19 protein-coding genes and 1 tRNA gene are annotated in these 15,217 nt (G+C 59.9%); 10 read left to right on the top strand and 10 right to left on the bottom strand.

Features of this window, described 5'->3' with window-relative positions; genetic code table 11:
- Positions 1 to 98: 98 nt before the first annotated feature.
- Positions 99 to 1,511, bottom strand: a complete 1,413-nt coding sequence (gene gndA / locus LG281_RS00510) for an NADP-dependent phosphogluconate dehydrogenase (protein WP_404403318.1) — start codon at positions 1,509 to 1,511, stop codon at positions 99 to 101.
- 230 nt (positions 1,512 to 1,741) lie between these two features.
- Here gndA and LG281_RS00505 point away from each other — a divergent pair, with 230 nt between their 5' ends.
- On the top strand, positions 1,742 to 2,269 hold the full coding sequence (locus LG281_RS00505; protein ID WP_404403316.1) for a gluconokinase: 528 nt from the start codon (positions 1,742 to 1,744) through the stop codon (positions 2,267 to 2,269).
- Here the strand turns inward: LG281_RS00505 and LG281_RS00500 are convergent.
- From LG281_RS00500 to LG281_RS00480, 5 genes are all read right to left on the bottom strand, one after another.
- Positions 2,266 to 3,138, bottom strand: a complete 873-nt coding sequence (locus tag LG281_RS00500; RefSeq protein WP_404403315.1) for a TraB/GumN family protein — start codon at positions 3,136 to 3,138, stop codon at positions 2,266 to 2,268. The two genes, LG281_RS00505 and LG281_RS00500, sit on opposite strands and share 4 nt — an antisense overlap.
- A 119-nt stretch (positions 3,139 to 3,257) precedes the next feature.
- Positions 3,258 to 3,512: a TfoX/Sxy family protein gene (locus tag LG281_RS00495; protein ID WP_404403313.1), complete on the bottom strand. Its 255-nt coding sequence runs from the start codon at positions 3,510 to 3,512 to the stop codon at positions 3,258 to 3,260.
- Complete coding sequence (locus tag LG281_RS00490) at positions 3,493 to 4,179, bottom strand: helix-turn-helix transcriptional regulator (RefSeq protein ID WP_404403311.1); 687 nt, start codon at positions 4,177 to 4,179, stop codon at positions 3,493 to 3,495. The genes LG281_RS00495 and LG281_RS00490 overlap by 20 nt, the downstream gene beginning before the upstream one ends.
- A 2-nt stretch (positions 4,180 to 4,181) precedes the next feature.
- Positions 4,182 to 4,484, bottom strand: coding sequence for a hypothetical protein (locus LG281_RS00485; protein ID WP_404403309.1), 303 nt, complete (start codon positions 4,482 to 4,484; stop codon positions 4,182 to 4,184).
- Between the two features lie 75 nt (positions 4,485 to 4,559).
- Positions 4,560 to 5,330 carry a MerR family transcriptional regulator gene (locus LG281_RS00480; protein WP_404403307.1) on the bottom strand — a complete coding sequence of 257 codons (771 nt, stop codon included), beginning with the start codon at positions 5,328 to 5,330 and terminating at the stop codon, positions 4,560 to 4,562.
- A 210-nt stretch (positions 5,331 to 5,540) separates the two neighbouring features.
- Here LG281_RS00480 and LG281_RS00475 point away from each other — a divergent pair, with 210 nt between their 5' ends.
- Both LG281_RS00475 and LG281_RS00470 read left to right on the top strand, forming a co-directional pair.
- The gene (locus LG281_RS00475) at positions 5,541 to 5,858 is read left to right on the top strand and encodes a hypothetical protein (protein WP_404403305.1); all 318 of its coding nucleotides are present in this window, start codon (positions 5,541 to 5,543) and stop codon (positions 5,856 to 5,858) included.
- 238 nt (positions 5,859 to 6,096) lie between these two features.
- Positions 6,097 to 6,369 carry an EF-hand domain-containing protein gene (locus tag LG281_RS00470; RefSeq protein ID WP_404403303.1) on the top strand — a complete coding sequence of 91 codons (273 nt, stop codon included), beginning with the start codon at positions 6,097 to 6,099 and terminating at the stop codon, positions 6,367 to 6,369.
- 40 nt (positions 6,370 to 6,409) lie between these two features.
- Here the strand turns inward: LG281_RS00470 and LG281_RS00465 are convergent, their stop codons facing one another.
- Together LG281_RS00465 and LG281_RS00460 are read right to left on the bottom strand one after the other, a co-directional pair.
- Positions 6,410 to 7,381 carry an NAD(P)-dependent alcohol dehydrogenase gene (locus tag LG281_RS00465; protein WP_404403301.1) on the bottom strand — a complete coding sequence of 324 codons (972 nt, stop codon included), beginning with the start codon at positions 7,379 to 7,381 and terminating at the stop codon, positions 6,410 to 6,412.
- 5 nt (positions 7,382 to 7,386) lie between these two features.
- Positions 7,387 to 8,367 carry an NAD(P)-dependent alcohol dehydrogenase gene (locus LG281_RS00460; RefSeq protein ID WP_404403299.1) on the bottom strand — a complete coding sequence of 327 codons (981 nt, stop codon included), beginning with the start codon at positions 8,365 to 8,367 and terminating at the stop codon, positions 7,387 to 7,389.
- Between the two features lie 94 nt (positions 8,368 to 8,461).
- On the opposite strand from LG281_RS00460, the gene LG281_RS00455 reads away from it, so the two are divergent.
- From LG281_RS00455 to LG281_RS00445, 3 genes are all read left to right on the top strand, one after another.
- Positions 8,462 to 8,548, top strand: a tRNA-Leu gene (locus LG281_RS00455).
- Between the two features lie 808 nt (positions 8,549 to 9,356).
- Entirely contained in the window at positions 9,357 to 9,770 is a 414-nt protein-coding gene (locus tag LG281_RS00450) for a hemin receptor (protein WP_404403297.1), read from the top strand.
- Complete coding sequence (locus LG281_RS00445) at positions 9,770 to 10,564, top strand: AAA family ATPase (RefSeq protein ID WP_404403295.1); 795 nt, start codon at positions 9,770 to 9,772, stop codon at positions 10,562 to 10,564. Before LG281_RS00450 ends, LG281_RS00445 begins: the two co-directional genes overlap by 1 nt.
- A gap of 6 nt (positions 10,565 to 10,570) precedes the next feature.
- Here LG281_RS00445 and gpt read toward each other — a convergent pair whose 3' ends face one another.
- Both gpt and LG281_RS00435 read right to left on the bottom strand, forming a co-directional pair.
- The gene (gene gpt, locus LG281_RS00440; protein WP_404403293.1) at positions 10,571 to 11,068 is read right to left on the bottom strand and encodes a xanthine phosphoribosyltransferase; all 498 of its coding nucleotides are present in this window, start codon (positions 11,066 to 11,068) and stop codon (positions 10,571 to 10,573) included.
- Positions 11,065 to 11,838 (bottom strand): competence/damage-inducible protein A, encoded by a 774-nt coding sequence (locus tag LG281_RS00435; RefSeq protein WP_404403292.1) that lies wholly within the window; start codon positions 11,836 to 11,838, stop codon positions 11,065 to 11,067. The genes gpt and LG281_RS00435 overlap by 4 nt, the downstream gene beginning before the upstream one ends.
- A gap of 172 nt (positions 11,839 to 12,010) precedes the next feature.
- Here LG281_RS00435 and sfsA point away from each other — a divergent pair, with 172 nt between their 5' ends.
- The 4 genes from sfsA (at position 12,011) to LG281_RS00415 (ending at position 15,180) form a co-directional block, all read left to right on the top strand.
- Entirely contained in the window at positions 12,011 to 12,721 is a 711-nt protein-coding gene (gene sfsA / locus LG281_RS00430) for a DNA/RNA nuclease SfsA (protein WP_404403291.1), read from the top strand.
- A 292-nt stretch (positions 12,722 to 13,013) separates the two neighbouring features.
- On the top strand, positions 13,014 to 13,847 hold the full coding sequence (map, locus tag LG281_RS00425; protein ID WP_404403290.1) for a type I methionyl aminopeptidase: 834 nt from the start codon (positions 13,014 to 13,016) through the stop codon (positions 13,845 to 13,847).
- Positions 13,844 to 14,554, top strand: a complete 711-nt coding sequence (gene radC, locus LG281_RS00420) for a DNA repair protein RadC (protein WP_404403289.1) — start codon at positions 13,844 to 13,846, stop codon at positions 14,552 to 14,554. Before map ends, radC begins: the two co-directional genes overlap by 4 nt.
- 17 nt (positions 14,555 to 14,571) lie before the next feature.
- Positions 14,572 to 15,180, top strand: a complete 609-nt coding sequence (locus tag LG281_RS00415; protein ID WP_404403288.1) for a MerR family transcriptional regulator — start codon at positions 14,572 to 14,574, stop codon at positions 15,178 to 15,180.
- The last annotated feature ends 37 nt before the right edge of the window (positions 15,181 to 15,217 follow it).

Here is a 15,217-nt window from a genome sequence, read left to right as displayed (position 1 = left end):
ACCTCCGAATATCCGGAAGTCTTGAAGCACGACTATCCTCTCAACGGAATCCCCAATTGAGTACGAACCCTAGCGCCATGGCGTTTTGGTATCGGCGTCTACTTGCCCAAAAGGCTCGGCCACTCGTGGTGGAAATCGCCCTCGGCATCGAACCGCTTAAACCCATGTGCGCCAAAGAAGTCGCGCTGGCCCTGCGTCAAGTTCGTCGTCCCACGTCCCTGCCGGTAGGCATCGAAATAGGCGAGCGCCGAGCCCAGGCACGGCGCCGGCAATTCGGACATCGCGCAACCGGCGACAACTTCGCGCAGCGCTCCATGGCTATCCTTCATCATCTCGACGAAAACCGGCTGAGTGAGCAGGTTTTCCGCGCTTCCGTGCGAGAAGGCTTGCGACATCTGATCGAGGAAGCGCGAACGGATGATGCAGCCCGCGCGCCAGATTTTGGCGATTCGGTCGAGCGGCAGGTTCCACCCGTGTTCCTCCGACGCCTTGGCCATAACGGCAAAACCCTGTGCATAGGCCGCAATCTTGCCCGCCAGAAGCGCCTTTTCGAGCGTCTTAAGGTCAATTTTGGCCTTGCCATGGGGGGCCGCGCCATAAAGCTTCTCGCCCGCGATCCGCTCTTCGCGCATCGCCGAAATCGACCGCGCGGCAACCGCCCCCTCAATCGTCGTCGCTGACACGCCGAGGCTCAGAGCCTCGATGGCCGACCACCGGCCCGTGCCCTTCTGCCCCGCCTGATCGACGATCACTTCGACCAGCGGCTTGCCGGTCTTCTCGTCGATCGCATCGAGCACATAGCCAGTGATCTCAATAAGATAACTGTCGAGCGGACCGTTGTTCCACTCGCGGAACACTTGTGCGCATTCAGCCGGACTCATTCCGAGCCCGTCGCGCATCACGCCATAAACCTCGGCGATCATCTGCATATCGGCATATTCGATACCGTTGTGGATCGTCTTGACGAAATGCCCCGCCCCTCCGGTGCCGAGATAATCGCAACACGGCTCACCATTGAACTTCGCGGAGATGGCCTTGAGGACCTCTTCAGCGTTCTGCCATTCCTTTGGCGAACCGCCGACCATGATCGAAGGCCCGTGCCGCGCGCCTTCCTCGCCGCCCGAAACGCCAATCCCGAGATAGCCGATACCGGTTCCGTCGAGCTCGCCGAAGCGCCGGACCGTATCGTGATAATTGGCGTTGCCGGCGTCGATGATCACGTCGCCCTTCTCAAGCAGCGGCAGCAGCTCCGCGATCACCTGATCGACCGGATCTCCGGCTTTCACCATAATGATCACCGAACGCGGCGCCTTGAGCATGGAGACGAATTTGGCGAGATCGCCATCGCCCATCACGTTGGACGCAAGATCCCCGGCATTGGCGAGGAACTCATCGACCTTTGAGGCCGTCCGGTTGTAAACGGCCACCTTGTAGCCGTTGTCGGCGATATTGAGCGCGAGATTTTCGCCCATCACACCCAGCCCGATCAGGCCGATGTCAGCTTCTGCCATCGTTTATGTCTCCGAGAAATACAGCGATTGATTGTCCCAAGCGTGCCGGTCGCGCCCAACCGAAGCTGACGCATGGCACCATAAAGTCCTGGCGCGATAAAGCGAAAAGTGGCTTGAACCCAGAATCATCACCAATGCAGAAAGCACGCCCGGACCATTGCGCGCCTGCCGCCACCATGGCAGACAAGCGCCTCATGTAATCGAATACATCCATGTAGGAGGACGGCGCCATGCTCGCAACCGATTCGGCCTCCAAGGCCGTCCGTCTGATCGTCGTGATGGGCGTTTCGGGTGCGGGCAAATCGACTGTAGGCGAAGCGCTTGCCAGGCGCATAGCCGTTCCGTTTATCGACGCCGATCATCTTCATCCCAAGGCCAACGTCCAGAAGATGCGCGGCGGTGAGCCGCTCGCCGACGCCGACCGCTGGCCCTGGCTCGAAATCGTCTCCCGCGCCATGGTCGACGCCGCCGACCGGAATGGCCGCGTCGTCTGCGCCTGTTCCGCGCTCAAACACGCCTATCGCGAGGTCCTGCGCCAGACATCGGGGGAGCCCATCTGCTTCGTGCTGCTCGCCGGAGACAAAACAGTGATCGCACGGCGCCAAGCCAACCGCCCCGGCCATTTCATGCCCGCCGCCCTGCTTGAGAGCCAGTTCGCAACGCTTGAACCTTTCGAAAAAGACGAATGCGCGCTGACGATAGATGTGACAATGGATGTTGCCGATATCGTCAAGGAAATCGCCGCCGCGATCGGCTAGTCCAGCACTTCGACGGTAAATCCCCGCTCCTCGAGCACGTCCGGGATCGACCCTTCTCCGACGAAATGCCCCAGGCCCACCGCGATCAGCGTCGTCCCCTTGCCTGTAAGAATCTCTTCGATGTCATCGACAAAAGCGATATTGCGCTCGATGAAAAGCGCTTCGTGGAATTCAGGTGCGACCGCATAGGCCTCAGCAATCGCCTCTTCGAGCGCCGCAAGGTCCCCATCGATCCACGCTTCGACCTGGGTGACGAGCGTATCTCCGGCGGCTTCGAATTCGATCAGGGTCTGACGTAGCATCTCGATCTGCTCGTCTTCGCTCAACCCGGCGAGCATGGATATCTGCTCCTCGGCCGTCTCGAACGCCTGCAACCGCTTGCCCGCCTCCTGCGCCTCGCCCTCGATCATGAGGTCGAGGCTCATCGCGGGATCGAAACCCGCCTCCAGGAGCGGCAAGGTTGCCAATTGTATCGCCGCGAACCAAGGCCGCATGCCATCCATGCTTTCGAGCGGAATGCCGTAAGGCTCGAGCGCGGCTTCGAGCAGCGCGAGATCCTCATCCGGGAGGATCTCGGATAGCGGTTCGTCCGGCGACATTCCGTGCCGCAAGACCAACGGGCCCAATTCCGCGGCATTACCGGCGCCGAGAATTTCGAGCCACACTTCGTCCGCCTGCGCAAACGCCTCCTCAAAGGCCTTGGTGCGCCACGCGCCATCCTCACGCATCAGATGAATCGTGCCCATCATGTAAACGGTCGAATCGGCATCCTCGACCATCCAGATCGGCGGGGCCGCGGCGACAGGACCTGCCGCCAATAAAGTGGCCGACGCCACGATGCGCGTCAGAATTGGGAATTTATTCGACATTACCGCACTCCTGTTGCCCCGATACTGGAGCAATCCGCCGCATCACGAAAGGGGTACCCCGTAGGTGGCACGCAAGCGTGATGGGTCCATGACGGTGAAGACGGATTGAACCGCGCCAATCAACAGCCGGCCTCGGCTCGCAATGCCGCCTTGCGTTCAGCCGGAACGTTCCGCCAATCGCAGCCTGCAAGCGCTGCATCCATCGCATAGAGCGCGTTGAGCGAAACGCGCCTGCCAAAAACGAATTTGAGCCGCCGATAGGCAACCGCGGCACCCACCGCCCGCAGCGCGTCGGCATCGGCAATACCCGCCTCGATCAGCATCGCCTGGGTGACCGGGCCGAGATTGCGCAGTTCAGAGAGCGCCTGCGCCATGCTTTATTGCCTCCATCTGTGCCACGAAATCCGCAAGCGTCTTTCCCTTCTCCTCGCGGAACGGCGCACCCTCCGCCGCCTCGGTGATCCGGTCGCACCGGAAGACCCGGAAATCCTCACGCAACTCGCACCACGCCGTCAGCGTCCAGACATGCCCCCAGAATTCGAGCCCCAACGGCCGAACGACCCGGCGTGTCCTGGCCCCGGCCGCGTCCTCGTAGGCAATATTAAGCCTGCACCGGCCCGCAACGGCATCCCGCAGCCGGGCCAGAACGTCGCGCGCTTGCCGGCTGTTCGCGGTCGCAAATACGCTCGTACCGCCTCGCGCCATAGCCCCTTTGACCACGGCGCCAATCTTGACCAGAAGCTCGTCCGCCGCCCCTGCGAGCGCCGCATCCGCATTGGCCCGCACCATCCGTACGCCCAGATCGAGGGCCTCGAATTCGAGCGGCGTCAGCGCCAGAGGCGGCAGGAAATATTCATCACGCAGCAGATAACCGACGCCCCGCTCGCCATCGATCGGGACGCCCTGCGCCTGCAAATCCGCGATATCCCGGTATACCGTGCGCGGTGAAACCTCCAACGCCCTGGCCAACTGCTCAGCCGTGCGCAGCCGACCGCCTCTTAAAAGCTGCAAGAGCTCGAAAAGGCGGTCGGCCCGGCGCATGGCTAGAGTTGCGCCTTTACGGACAGGTGCCGCATGACAACAGAATCCATGTCGAGCGCTTCGAGCCAGGGGCCGACACCTTCGGCGGTGGATAGGGCCGCTGCGGCAGCTTCCGCACAAGCCATGTCGGTCCACTTCACGACGTCGACCCATGCGTTGTTTTCGTCGCGCGAAAGCGTACGCGAAACAAAGCCGGGCTGCGCTTTACAGAAACGCTCGATAGCGTTGTTGTCGGCGAGAAACTTGGCCTCGTCGGCGCCAGGCTTAAGCGTGAAAGTGACCACTTCAAGAACTTCCACATTCATGAAAGAACGCTCCTCATTGCTGTTGACGAGGAGCGTTCTAACCCTACCCAACTGACAGCATTCTGTCAGGAGTGTTTATACGTCGATCCGCTTGGCATAGGCCTTCATCGCCTGGGCGAGATAATCGGCAAAGCCCTGGGCGATTGTCTCGTACCGGGCAATGAAATCCGGATGGGACAGATACATGTCCGCAAGTCCGGCATAGGCATCGGGCGGGCACGGCTTGTTCCACATCCCGGCAACCCAGGCGCGGTGCCGGTCCAATAACGTGTCATTCGCCGTGTCTTCGGGCAGCACACCATCCCTCATGGCGCGGGCAAGCCCCTGTTCTATGGGCTTGAGGTCCTCCATGGCGGCAGCCATCTCGCCTTCCGGCCACGTCGCAATCCGGACCTTGGACTCCTCGATCTGCCTGGCCATTTCCGGACCGTAGCGTTCGATGAGCCAGTCTTCGTATTCGGCCTGCTTTTTGGGATCGACAATCCCGGAATATAGCTCTGCATCTTTCATGGCGCGATCTCCTTTGAGTTCGGCGATCGTGCGGTCGATCGTCCTGAGCATTTCGGCATAACGGTCCGCCTGTTCGGCGATGCGCGCCCGCTGGTTGGCAAGCGCATCGAGCCGGTCGAATCCCGGATCGTCGAGAATGGCGCCGATCTCGGCCAGGGGTATCCCGAGTTCGCGATGAATCAGGATCTGCTGCAGCCGCAGGAGCTCTTCCCGCCCGTAGTAGCGATAACCGTTCGTGCCGACATGCGCGGGCCGGAGCAGGCCGATCGCGTCATAGTGGTGCAGCGTGCGGATCGATACGCCCGCCATCTGCGCCACCTGCTTGACCGTATACATCGCCATCTCCTTGTCCGCGCATCCGCAAGGACACTGGAATAGTCCCTTACGCTGCGTGAGGGTCAAGCGTGGCCGATAGATAAAATTTTATGCGCTCCGCAAACAATGTGTTGGGGTTGAATCCGGATTGTTTGGGCGAACGTATCCGTATTTACCCGACGTTCCGGGACGCCTCCTTAGGGTTGGATTGTTGCAGAGGAGGAAAGTGCAATGAGGGCGTTGAGCCGGAGCGAATTGTCGATGCTTTTGACCTGGGCGTTCAACGAGCAGGAGGTCGAGACCGCCGCCAACCCGCATGTCGATGCACTCACGCTCTATTTCAACGTCATGGCACTGCCGGTGCCTGAGGCCGTGGCCATCGTCACCCACGCCCGCGCCGGAGCGGCGCCCGAAGACCCCGTCCAGCTCGCATTGTGGACACGGGGACTGAGCCTTTTGTGCGACATGCTCCAGCAGCCCATGTGCGAACTCGAAATGTTCACCCGCGGCACAAAGACTGAAGCCTCGTCGACAGCCTCTGCCGCCTGACAGCGAGGTGTCCTGCGCTGCCCCCACCCGGGGGAGCGCTGCGGCTTTGTAGACGTCATTATGCAGCCCGAATCGCCCCCGCTGCCACGTAATTTCCCTTAAATCTCCTTCTCCTCGCCCCTTGGCCGTCCCTTCCACGCCATCTCACCCGATCACGGTCCGCTCACGGTTTCGCGATCAGCGGGCCGCCGGCACGATCATGTGCCGACTTGAAAACGGAAAACATGGAGCCACTCCCATGAAGGCCACCCTTCTTTCTGCAACCACCCTGCTCGGCCTCGCATTCGCCGGCAGCGCCGTCGCCCAGGGCATCGATTTTGCCTCGCTCGACGCGGATATGAACGGCGAAATCGCCTTCGAAGAGCTTCAGGCGGCCTTGCCCAACATCGTGGAGGATGACTTCACGATCCTCGACGCGGACGGCAGCGGCGGGCTGTCCGAGGAGGAATTCGCCACGCTGATGACGCCCCCGTCCACCGACGGGAGCGACGCAATGACATCGACCCAGTAAGGGTTACGCACGGCCGTCCCGCGCGTATGCGGGGCGGCTTTCATGTCGCGCAGATCCGGATAACGAGCTTGCCTTTTGCCTGTCCAGCGCCCAGATGGCCGAACGCTTCGGCGGTTTCCTCGAGCGCATAAACCTGCTCCACCGCTGGCGCAATCTCCCCACGCGCCGCCATCTCCGCAAGCGCCGCGAAATCCTCCGCACGCGGTCGCCACATCAGAATGCCGAGCGTCTTCCCGCTGCGCCTCGAAATGATCGGCCCCAGGAATGCCCCCTGCAACAGCGCGGGTATCGTGCCACCAACCATCGAAAATCCGCCGCCTGGATTGAGCACGCGCGCATAGGCAAAGATCGAACGCTGCGCCACGGCGTCGAGGATGAAATCGTACCGCGCGCGCGCCCGGCCAAAGTCTTCGCGCCGATAGTCGATGACGTGATCGGCCCCCAGCGAGAGCATGAACTCGGCTTTTCCCCCACTATCGACGCCGGTCACCTCGGCCCCCTGGAGCTTGGCGAGTTGCACGGCGAACGACCCCATACCACCGCCCGCGCCAACAACGAGCACACGCTTGCCGGCACCGGCTTCCGGCTTGCCCCAAAGCCCCTGCAGCGCCAGGGACCCCGCCTGCGGAATCGCCGCAGCCGCCTCAAAGCTCAGCCCCTCGGGTTTGCGCGTCAGAAAGCCTTCACGTGCGCATGTATATTCGGCCAGCCCACCCCAGCCGGTTTCGGAAAGATCGCCCATCACCGCGTCGCCTGGCACAAACCGCGTGACACTCGCCCCAACGGCCTCGACGACACCGGCAATATCGGCACCCAGGATCGTATGTCTGGGCCGGAACAAACCGCCGATGCGCCCCAGCGCATTGCCAACGAGCTGATCCCAATCCCATGAGTTCAAGGCACAAGCGCGCACCCGGACCAGCACTTCGTCATCCTTCGGCACCGGCTTGGCGATCTCGGAGACCATCAAACGGTCCGGCCCGCCATAGCGCCGATACGTGACAGCGCGCATGCCCGTCAGTCCTCCTGCGGGATATCGATGACGACAATCCCCTTCTTGTGCCCCGCCTCGACATAACGATGTGCCGCAACGATCTCCGAGAGCGGGAAATGGCGGTCTATGGGCATGGTGATCGTGCCGGACGCGATCAGGTTCTTGAGATAATCGAGATCGTCGATGGGTTCCCCGGCCAGCGCGAAAAGTACCTTCTTGGTCGGATGCCGCCTGGCCATGAGGCCTTTGATCATGTGCGGCACATAAGGGTTGCCCAGAAACAACCGCCCACCCTCATTGAGCGTCCTGAATGTCGCGTCGAACCGGATTTTGCCCACAACATCGATGATGACGTCGTACCGCCTGCCCGACGCTGTAAAATCCTCAGCCTGATAGTCGATGACATGATCCGCGCCGAGCTCTTTGAGCATCTCGAGCTTGTCGCCACGGTCGACTGCCGTCACCTCCGCCCCGCGCTGCTTGGCAAGCTGCACCGCAAAGCTGCCAATACTCCCGCCCGCGCCGTTAACCAGCACCGTCTCCCCCGGCTTCACCTCGCACTTGCGCACGAAATGCAGCCCGTTGAGTCCGCCGGTCGGAATGCCGGCCACTGTCACATAATCCACGCCATCGGGGATTTTCGTGATCGGCGCCGCCTTGGAGACTGCCTTGAACTGCGCGTAGGTACCCATGGCAAAACTGGTACTGCCGAAAACCCTGTCGCCCACTGAAAAGTTGCGCACGTCGGCCCCGACCGCGACCACATCGCCAGCCATTTCCGTCCCGAGGATCGGTTGGCGGGGCCTTGTGATCCCTAACGCGATCCGCAGCGGCAGCCACACCCATCCGGCAACCTTGAACGCCCGCACCTCGCAATCCCCCAGCGTCACCGTCGCCGCGCGGATCTTGACGAGGATTTCGTCGGCCTTCGGCTCGGGCTTGGGCACATCGGTGAATTTGAGCACCTCGGGTGGCCCGTACCGCTCGCACACAACAGCCTTCATCAGCGCATCCCCTCACCTTGCCCGACCAAACGGACGATAAACGTAACCTCCCAATTGTCACACCGTGTGTCATGTGACAATAACGGTCCGGCATGCGGACGTGGTGGAACTGGTATACACAACAGACTTAAAATCTGTCGCCCGTAAGGGCTTACGGGTTCGAGTCCCGTCGTCCGCACCAGCCTTTTCTCCCGGGCAAAACGAAAAGAGGGGCATCTGCGTCCCTCCCGCGGATATCCGCTGACCTAACGCCAGTAACGGTCAAAACAGGCCAACAGGCCTTGAGCGGCTTATTTGCCAATAAGCCTCCCCGTCCTCATAGATCGGCTGCATTGAGCACGGCCACCGATCGGCTTGGGTAGACAAATGGAGACGGAAATCGATGCGCGCCCTGATCGCAGCTATGTTTGCACTTGCCATGGCGCTGACGATCCAAACGCCCGCTTTCGCAATACAATCGCCGACACTCAATTGCAGCGCATGCTAGGCGCCGAACGGAGACGCGTACGGGAACAAAGTGTGCTTCAACTGCGAAAAGCAGCTCTATAGCGTTAAAATAGAAGACGTCTCTCATGCAGTGTTGATGAGCGAGCTGAAACGCTTATTTGCCAATCAGGACGCAAAGTCCGCACAGGTTGGCGGCAAGGAGCACGCCTGCTCCCTGTATTAGACAGTCAAAAAATTGACGCGAATCCTGATAGCAATTACCTTTGTTCTTGTTGCGACGCTGAGTATCCAAGCGCCCTCATATACCGCGCAGGCACCAATATATATTTGCAAAACTTGCGGCGCACCACATGGAGGCGTCGTCTCAAAAGATACATGCTACGACTTCTACAAGAAAAATAGCTAGGCCGAGATAGAAGAAATAATTAAATATAATACTAGAAAACTAGACGCCAAACCATCAATTCGGCAGAAGAAAATTCTATCGCATTGATTTATATTTACAAAAATAAAGATTAAAAACAGACATAGATAGAAGGAAAATGATAGAAAATAAAAAAGGATCTATAGGGCCCCACAATTTCTGCGAGTTAGAACTCATGCTAGAGGACAAGAAAGCACTCGCAGTTTTTCATGCCAAAGACGGCATGTCATCCGATGCTGTTGGGGATAAAGATTTTGAAAAATATGTTTCAAATGGAAAAATAATTAAATACTCTAGAAGAATTCCGGATCGACCGTACGAATTGCGATGTTATTGTCTTCCTAAAGAGGAATGGAGAGCAAAATTAATTATGCTTGTTGATGAACAAATTTACGATAAAGCTTTCAGAGCGACATTTTCCGAAGCGGACCTCGTGAGAATGGAAGGCCACCTCCTTGGCTATAGCACAGACGACATAGAATTTTTCATCGAAAAAAACGTAAGAAAAAGAATGGGAAAAGACGAAGCCTGATGGGACCGTCTCTCTACCTCGACAGCATCCGCCGGCGAGAAGATAGCAAGGCATCCGGGTCTTTCCCCTGGTCCATCCCTTCCCTCCGGCGCCTCGAAGAACTCGCCTTCCCCACCCCCGTCACCTTCCTCGTCGGCGATAACGGCTCGGGAAAGTCGACCCTCCTCGAAGGGCTGGCCTGCGGTATGCAGGCTTATGCCGTTGGGTCGGTCGGCGCTGTCGTGCGCGATCCGCTCTTGCAGCACGCGAAAATTTTCGCCCAGGCGTTTTATTTCGCGCGCAAACGCCGCGCGAAAATCAAAATGTTTCTCCGCGCCGAGGACGTCTACGGGCACGTCAAGGCGGAACTGGCCGAAATCGAAGACCTCGAAGCGGAAGCGGCCCTGGCCCGCGCGTCCGAGCGCCCCAGCCGGGTGACAATCGGCATGCTCGAAGGCATGGCCCGCAGCATCCGCGAGAGCGACCCCGATGGCCGTTCGCACGGCGAAACCTTCGTCAAGATTCTCGGTCGACGCCTGCATGGTGGTGGGCTGTATTTCCTCGACGAGCCCGAATCCCCACTATCGCCCGCCCGGCAACTCGCGCTCCTGGGCATCATTCGCGACAGCGTCGCGGCGGGCGGCCAATTCATCATCGCGACCCATTCGCCCCTCCTGCTCGCCTTGCCCGGTGCAACCATCTATCACATCGGCGAAAGCGACATCGCGCACGTCCGCTACGAAGACGTCCCCAACGTCGCATTCATGAAGGCGTTCCTGGCCAATCCAGCGCGCTTTATTGCCGAGGACGAATAACGCGCCTCAATCCGTCCCGCCCGCAATCGGCGCGGCATAGGTGAAGTCCAGATCCCACGGGAAGAAAATCCACGTATCCTGGCTCACCTCGGTGATGAACGTATCCACCATCTCCCGCCCCTTGGGCTTGGCATAGACGGTTGCGAAATGTGCGTGCGGGATCATCTCGCGCACCGCCCGCGCCGTCGCGCCGGTATCCACGAGATCGTCGATGATCAGAATTTTCTTTTCCTGCGCGTCAGCCGCCAGAAGATCGGTATTTATCGCCTTCAGAACCTCGATATTGCCCTGGTTCTGGTGATCGTAGGATTTGACCGAAACGCACTCGATCACCCGGATATTGAGCTCGCGCGCGATGATCGCCGCAGGCACCAGCCCGCCGCGCGTGATCGCGACGATGGCATGGAACGGCCCCTCGCTCGTCAGCCGCCACGCGAGCGCGCGGGAATCGCGGTGAAACTGGTCCCAGGAAACCGGGAACGACTTGTTGGGCGGTGGGTTCATGCTGTTCTTTCCTCTGACAGGATAATGTTCTTTTCAGCGTGAATGCGGTCGACCAGCGCCTGCACCTCCGCAGTCGCCTCGTCGAGCCGCGCAATATCGTGGCTTCTGAGCACCAGATAGGTCATGATCGGGGTCTGCCCCATCTGCGGATAGGATCCGATCTTCACCTCCGGATAGCGCTCCTGGATCTTCCCCAGCGGATCGCCCAGCGCGCCCTCACCGACGCCCGCGGGCACCGACCGGCTCTCCACCTTGCGCCCGCCCTTGAGCGTCGGCGCGATGGCTTCGAGCATCGCCTTCATAATGACCGGCACCCCGGCCATCACATGCACATTGCCAATCCGAAATCCCGGCGCCGCCGACACCGCGTTGACGATCAAATCCGCGCCCTCGGGGATACGTGCCATCCGCAGCCGCGCAGCGGTTACCTCCGTTCCGGTTTCCTTCCACCGCGCCTCGAGCATCGCCCGCGCCTCGTCGTTGACGGACAAGTCGACATCGAACGCATGCGCGACAGCATCTGCGGTAATATCGTCATGCGTCGGCCCGATCCCACCGGTCGTGAACACGTAGGTATACCGAGCCCGCAGCGCATTGATCGCCTCGGCGATCGTCTCGATCACATCCGGCACCACCCGCACCTCGGCGAGTTCGATCCCCAGATCGGTGCAGAATACCGCCGTTGTGTTGATGTTGACGTCCTTGGTGCGGCCCGAAAGAATTTCGTCGCCGATCACCAGAAGCGCTGCCGTGACTGTCTTTTCGCTCATCGGGTTGACCATTCCGGAGCGTTTTCAGAAAAAGTGGCTCCCACTCTTTCGATTCGAAAACGCGACAAACAGATTTAAGCTGCCCGATCTGGCGAAGCCAGAACGAAGCCGCTTTAAGAGGACGCCATGGATGCCCGGCCTGCCTCGAAAAATCAAGCGACACTCACCGGATATGCACTTTTCAAGCCCCCTCGTCCCCGGCACGCTTCTAAAGCGCTACAAGCGCTTCCTTGCCGATATTAAGCTCGAATCCGGCGAGATCGTAACAGCCCACTGCGCCAATCCCGGTGGCATGATCGGGCTCAATATGCCCGGCCTGCCCGTCTGGCTCTCGAAATCCGACGACCCCAAGCGCAAGCTCGCCTACTCTCTCGAACTCGTCGATCTTCCCACCGGCCCCGTCGGCATCAACACCGCACACCCCAACCGCATCGTCGCCGAAGCGCTCGGGAACAAGGCCGTCGCCCCGCTCGCGCATTACGAATCCGTCCGGCCAGAGGTTAAATACGCCGAAAAAAGCCGCGTCGATTTCCTTTTAACCGGAGACGGCCTCCCTGACTGCTACCTCGAGGTCAAGAACGTGCACTTGGTCCGCACGCCCGGGTTGGCCGAATTCCCCGACGCCGTGACCGCCCGCGGCGCCCGCCACCTCGCCGATCTGGCCAAAATGGTCGCTGAAGGCCACCGCGCGGTAATGCTCTACCTCGTTCAGCGCACCGATTGCACCGCATTCGATCTCGCCCACGATCTCGACCCCGCCTATTCCGCTGCCTTCGACGCAGCGCGCGCGGCCGGCGTCGAGGCCCTGTGCTACACAACTGTGATCACCCGACACACGATTACGCTCGCCGCACCTCTTCCCTTCGCCGGTCGGGAAAGCTAACGTTGAAGGCCTGTCAATACCTATGGATAGGGGTTTGATTTTGCATAAATCGTTCAATGCCAAGTGGTTTCCCGCAGCGAAGGAACACCCCTTCGCAAGGGGAACCGCGCCGGCAGTGGACAATTTATGCACCCCCCTCCGGGCGAGACATAGTCCGGCCCCTTGTCGTGAAAAATCCCGCTTGCGGACATCGGGCCACGGTGCGGCATTTTCCACGAAAGGTGCGCGGACCATGACCCGTCAAACCCCTATCCATAGGTATTGACAGGCCCAACGTACCCGGAGTTTCTCGATGACCACCTATGTCGATGCCACCGCAAAGAGAAAACGCATGCCCGGTGTCATCCCGCTGCACGGCGAGGAAGGCTTTGCCGGCATGCGCAAGGCGGGGGCGCTGACCGCCGAGGTTCTGGACCTTCTGGTCCCCATGGTCGAGCCCGGCGTGCCCACCTCGAAGCTTGACGCATTTGTTCTCGAATTCGCACGCGACAACGGTGCGATCCCGGCAACGCTCAACTATCGCGGCTACCGCTATTCGATTTGCACGTCGATCAACCACGTCGTCTGTCATGGCATGCCGTCGGATCGCAGCTTACGCGAAGGTGACATTGTCAACATCGACGTCACTCTCATCGTCGACGGCTGGCACGGCGATTCGAGCCGCATGTACCCGGTCGGCGCCATCTCGCGCAAAGCCGAACGCCTCATTAAAGTCACCTATGAATGCCTCGAGCGCGGCATCGCCGCCGCCAGGCCCGGCAACACCACCGGCGATATCGGCGCCGCCATCCAGCGCCATGCGGAGGCCGAACGCACCTCCGTCGTGCGCGATTTCGTCGGCCATGGGCTCGGGCGGCTCTTTCACGACGAGCCCAACATCCTGCATTTCGGCAATCCCGGCACCGGGGTCGAACTGAAGCCCGGCATGATCTTCACCATCGAGCCGATGATCAATCTGGGCCGTCCGCAAGTCAAAATCCTCAACGACGGCTGGACTGCCGTCACCCGCGACCGCACGCTCTCGGCCCAGTGCGAGCACTCCCTGGGCATCACCGAGACCGGCGCCGAAATTTTCACCGCCTCCCCACGCGGTCTCTTCAACCCTCTGGCTGCCCGCACCTCATGACCAAAAACGACGGCCTAGAAGAAAGCGCACCATCCCAGCCGCATTATCACGGCCACCGCGACCGCCTGCGCGAGCGCTTCGCGACGGTCGGCGGCGCGGGCCTGCAGGACTACGAACTGCTCGAACTCCTCCTGTTTCGCCTTCTGCCGCGCCGTGACACCAAACCCATCGCGAAGGCGATGCTGGACAAGTTCGGCTCGTTTTCCGAAGCCCTCGGCGCCCCGCCGCACCTGCTCGAAGAGATCGATGGCCTCGGCCCCACCGCCATCACGGATTTAAAGGTCATCCTCGCCGCGGCCCAGCGCATCGGACGCGATGCGATTAAGAACAAGCCGATCCTCTCCTCCTGGAGCGAGGTGATCGACTATTGCAAGGCCCAGATGGCGTACGAAGCCAAGGAGCAGTTCCGCATCCTGTTCCTCGACAAGAAAAACCGCCTGATCGCCGACGAGGTGCAACAGACGGGTACGGTCGACCACACCCCGGTCTACCCCCGCGAAGTCATCAAGCGCTCGCTCGAACTCTCCGCCACCGCGCTCGTCCTCGTGCACAACCACCCCTCGGGCGATCCGGCCCCCTCCTCGGCGGACATCCAGATGACCCGCCAGATCGCCGAAATCGCTCAACCGCTAGGCATCTCGCTGCACGACCACATCATTATCGGGCGGTCCGGCCACGCATCGTTGCGGGGGATGAAGCTGTTTTAGGGGTGGGGCGCTGCCTTGTGAGCGAGCGACAGGCTGGTTCCGACGCCGTCGCGGCCGTTCAGGCTCCTCACCATGAATGTCTGCGTCGAGCCCATAGTGTCGTTCGTCTATTCATCTACCGAACCCAAGCAGTAGCTATCTCTGATACCTATTCGGTGTTGGGTTGTGCGGTGGAAAAAATGGGACCCGGTGTCAATCTTTCAAACCACTTCGGCTTTGAAATTTCACTTGACCTGAAGTGGCTTGAAGTACGTATCTACGCTTCAGGAGGGCATATTGGCATGAAGATCTCAGAAATTGTCAAGAATACAGGTCTCAGCGAATCGACGATAAGATACTATGAAAAATCCCAATTATGCGATCCGATTGCCCGCGGCTTAGACGGGCAACGCCGGTTCAGTGCCAAAGATCTTAAGTGCTTTCAGGTTCTGGCTGTCCTTCGAGAGACCGGAATGCCGACGGAAGAAATGCGGACTTTCCTCGCACTCTGTTCTCCAAGTGTCATGTCAGAGGCGAAGCGGAAATCTTTGCTTGAGGCACATCGTACAAGGCTGCTCGCGAAGCGAAAGCATCTGGACGATTGTTTAAACATGTTGGACGAAAAACTTACAAAGTACAGCATTTAGCCGACCACCTGCAGAAAATTATTAAAGGAAAAGTGTT

It is taken from the genome of Pelagibacterium halotolerans, assembly GCF_044811015.1.
Lineage (GTDB): Bacteria > Pseudomonadota > Alphaproteobacteria > Rhizobiales > Devosiaceae > Pelagibacterium > Pelagibacterium halotolerans_A.
The sequence above is the reverse complement of the archived record's forward strand: the minus strand, read 5'-3'. Positions and strand labels throughout refer to the sequence as shown.

Bases quoted from the DNA above. Each gene is read 5' to 3' on its own strand.
- LG281_RS00485 (WP_404403309.1), bottom strand. From the start codon at position 4,484: ATGAATGTGGAAGTTCTTGAAGTGGTCACTTTCACGCTTAAGCCTGGC.
- LG281_RS00475 (WP_404403305.1), top strand. From the start codon at position 5,541: ATGAGGGCGTTGAGCCGGAGCGAATTGTCGATGCTTTTGACCTGGGCG.
- map (WP_404403290.1), top strand. From the start codon at position 13,014: ATGACCACCTATGTCGATGCCACCGCAAAGAGAAAACGCATGCCCGGT.
- LG281_RS00460 (WP_404403299.1), bottom strand. From the start codon at position 8,367: ATGAAGGCTGTTGTGTGCGAGCGGTACGGGCCACCCGAGGTGCTCAAA.
- sfsA (WP_404403291.1), top strand. From the start codon at position 12,011: ATGCACTTTTCAAGCCCCCTCGTCCCCGGCACGCTTCTAAAGCGCTAC.
- LG281_RS00500 (WP_404403315.1), bottom strand. From the start codon at position 3,138: ATGTCGAATAAATTCCCAATTCTGACGCGCATCGTGGCGTCGGCCACT.
- LG281_RS00490 (WP_404403311.1), bottom strand. From the start codon at position 4,179: ATGCGCCGGGCCGACCGCCTTTTCGAGCTCTTGCAGCTTTTAAGAGGC.
- LG281_RS00445 (WP_404403295.1), top strand. From the start codon at position 9,770: ATGGGACCGTCTCTCTACCTCGACAGCATCCGCCGGCGAGAAGATAGC.
- LG281_RS00465 (WP_404403301.1), bottom strand. From the start codon at position 7,381: ATGCGCGCTGTCACGTATCGGCGCTATGGCGGGCCGGACCGTTTGATG.
- LG281_RS00480 (WP_404403307.1), bottom strand. From the start codon at position 5,330: ATGTATACGGTCAAGCAGGTGGCGCAGATGGCGGGCGTATCGATCCGC.
- LG281_RS00495 (WP_404403313.1), bottom strand. From the start codon at position 3,512: ATGGCGCAGGCGCTCTCTGAACTGCGCAATCTCGGCCCGGTCACCCAG.
- gpt (WP_404403293.1), bottom strand. From the start codon at position 11,068: ATGAACCCACCGCCCAACAAGTCGTTCCCGGTTTCCTGGGACCAGTTT.
- gndA (WP_404403318.1), bottom strand. From the start codon at position 1,511: ATGGCAGAAGCTGACATCGGCCTGATCGGGCTGGGTGTGATGGGCGAA.
- radC (WP_404403289.1), top strand. From the start codon at position 13,844: ATGACCAAAAACGACGGCCTAGAAGAAAGCGCACCATCCCAGCCGCAT.
- LG281_RS00450 (WP_404403297.1), top strand. From the start codon at position 9,357: ATGATAGAAAATAAAAAAGGATCTATAGGGCCCCACAATTTCTGCGAG.
- LG281_RS00505 (WP_404403316.1), top strand. From the start codon at position 1,742: ATGCTCGCAACCGATTCGGCCTCCAAGGCCGTCCGTCTGATCGTCGTG.
- LG281_RS00435 (WP_404403292.1), bottom strand. From the start codon at position 11,838: ATGAGCGAAAAGACAGTCACGGCAGCGCTTCTGGTGATCGGCGACGAA.
- LG281_RS00470 (WP_404403303.1), top strand. From the start codon at position 6,097: ATGAAGGCCACCCTTCTTTCTGCAACCACCCTGCTCGGCCTCGCATTC.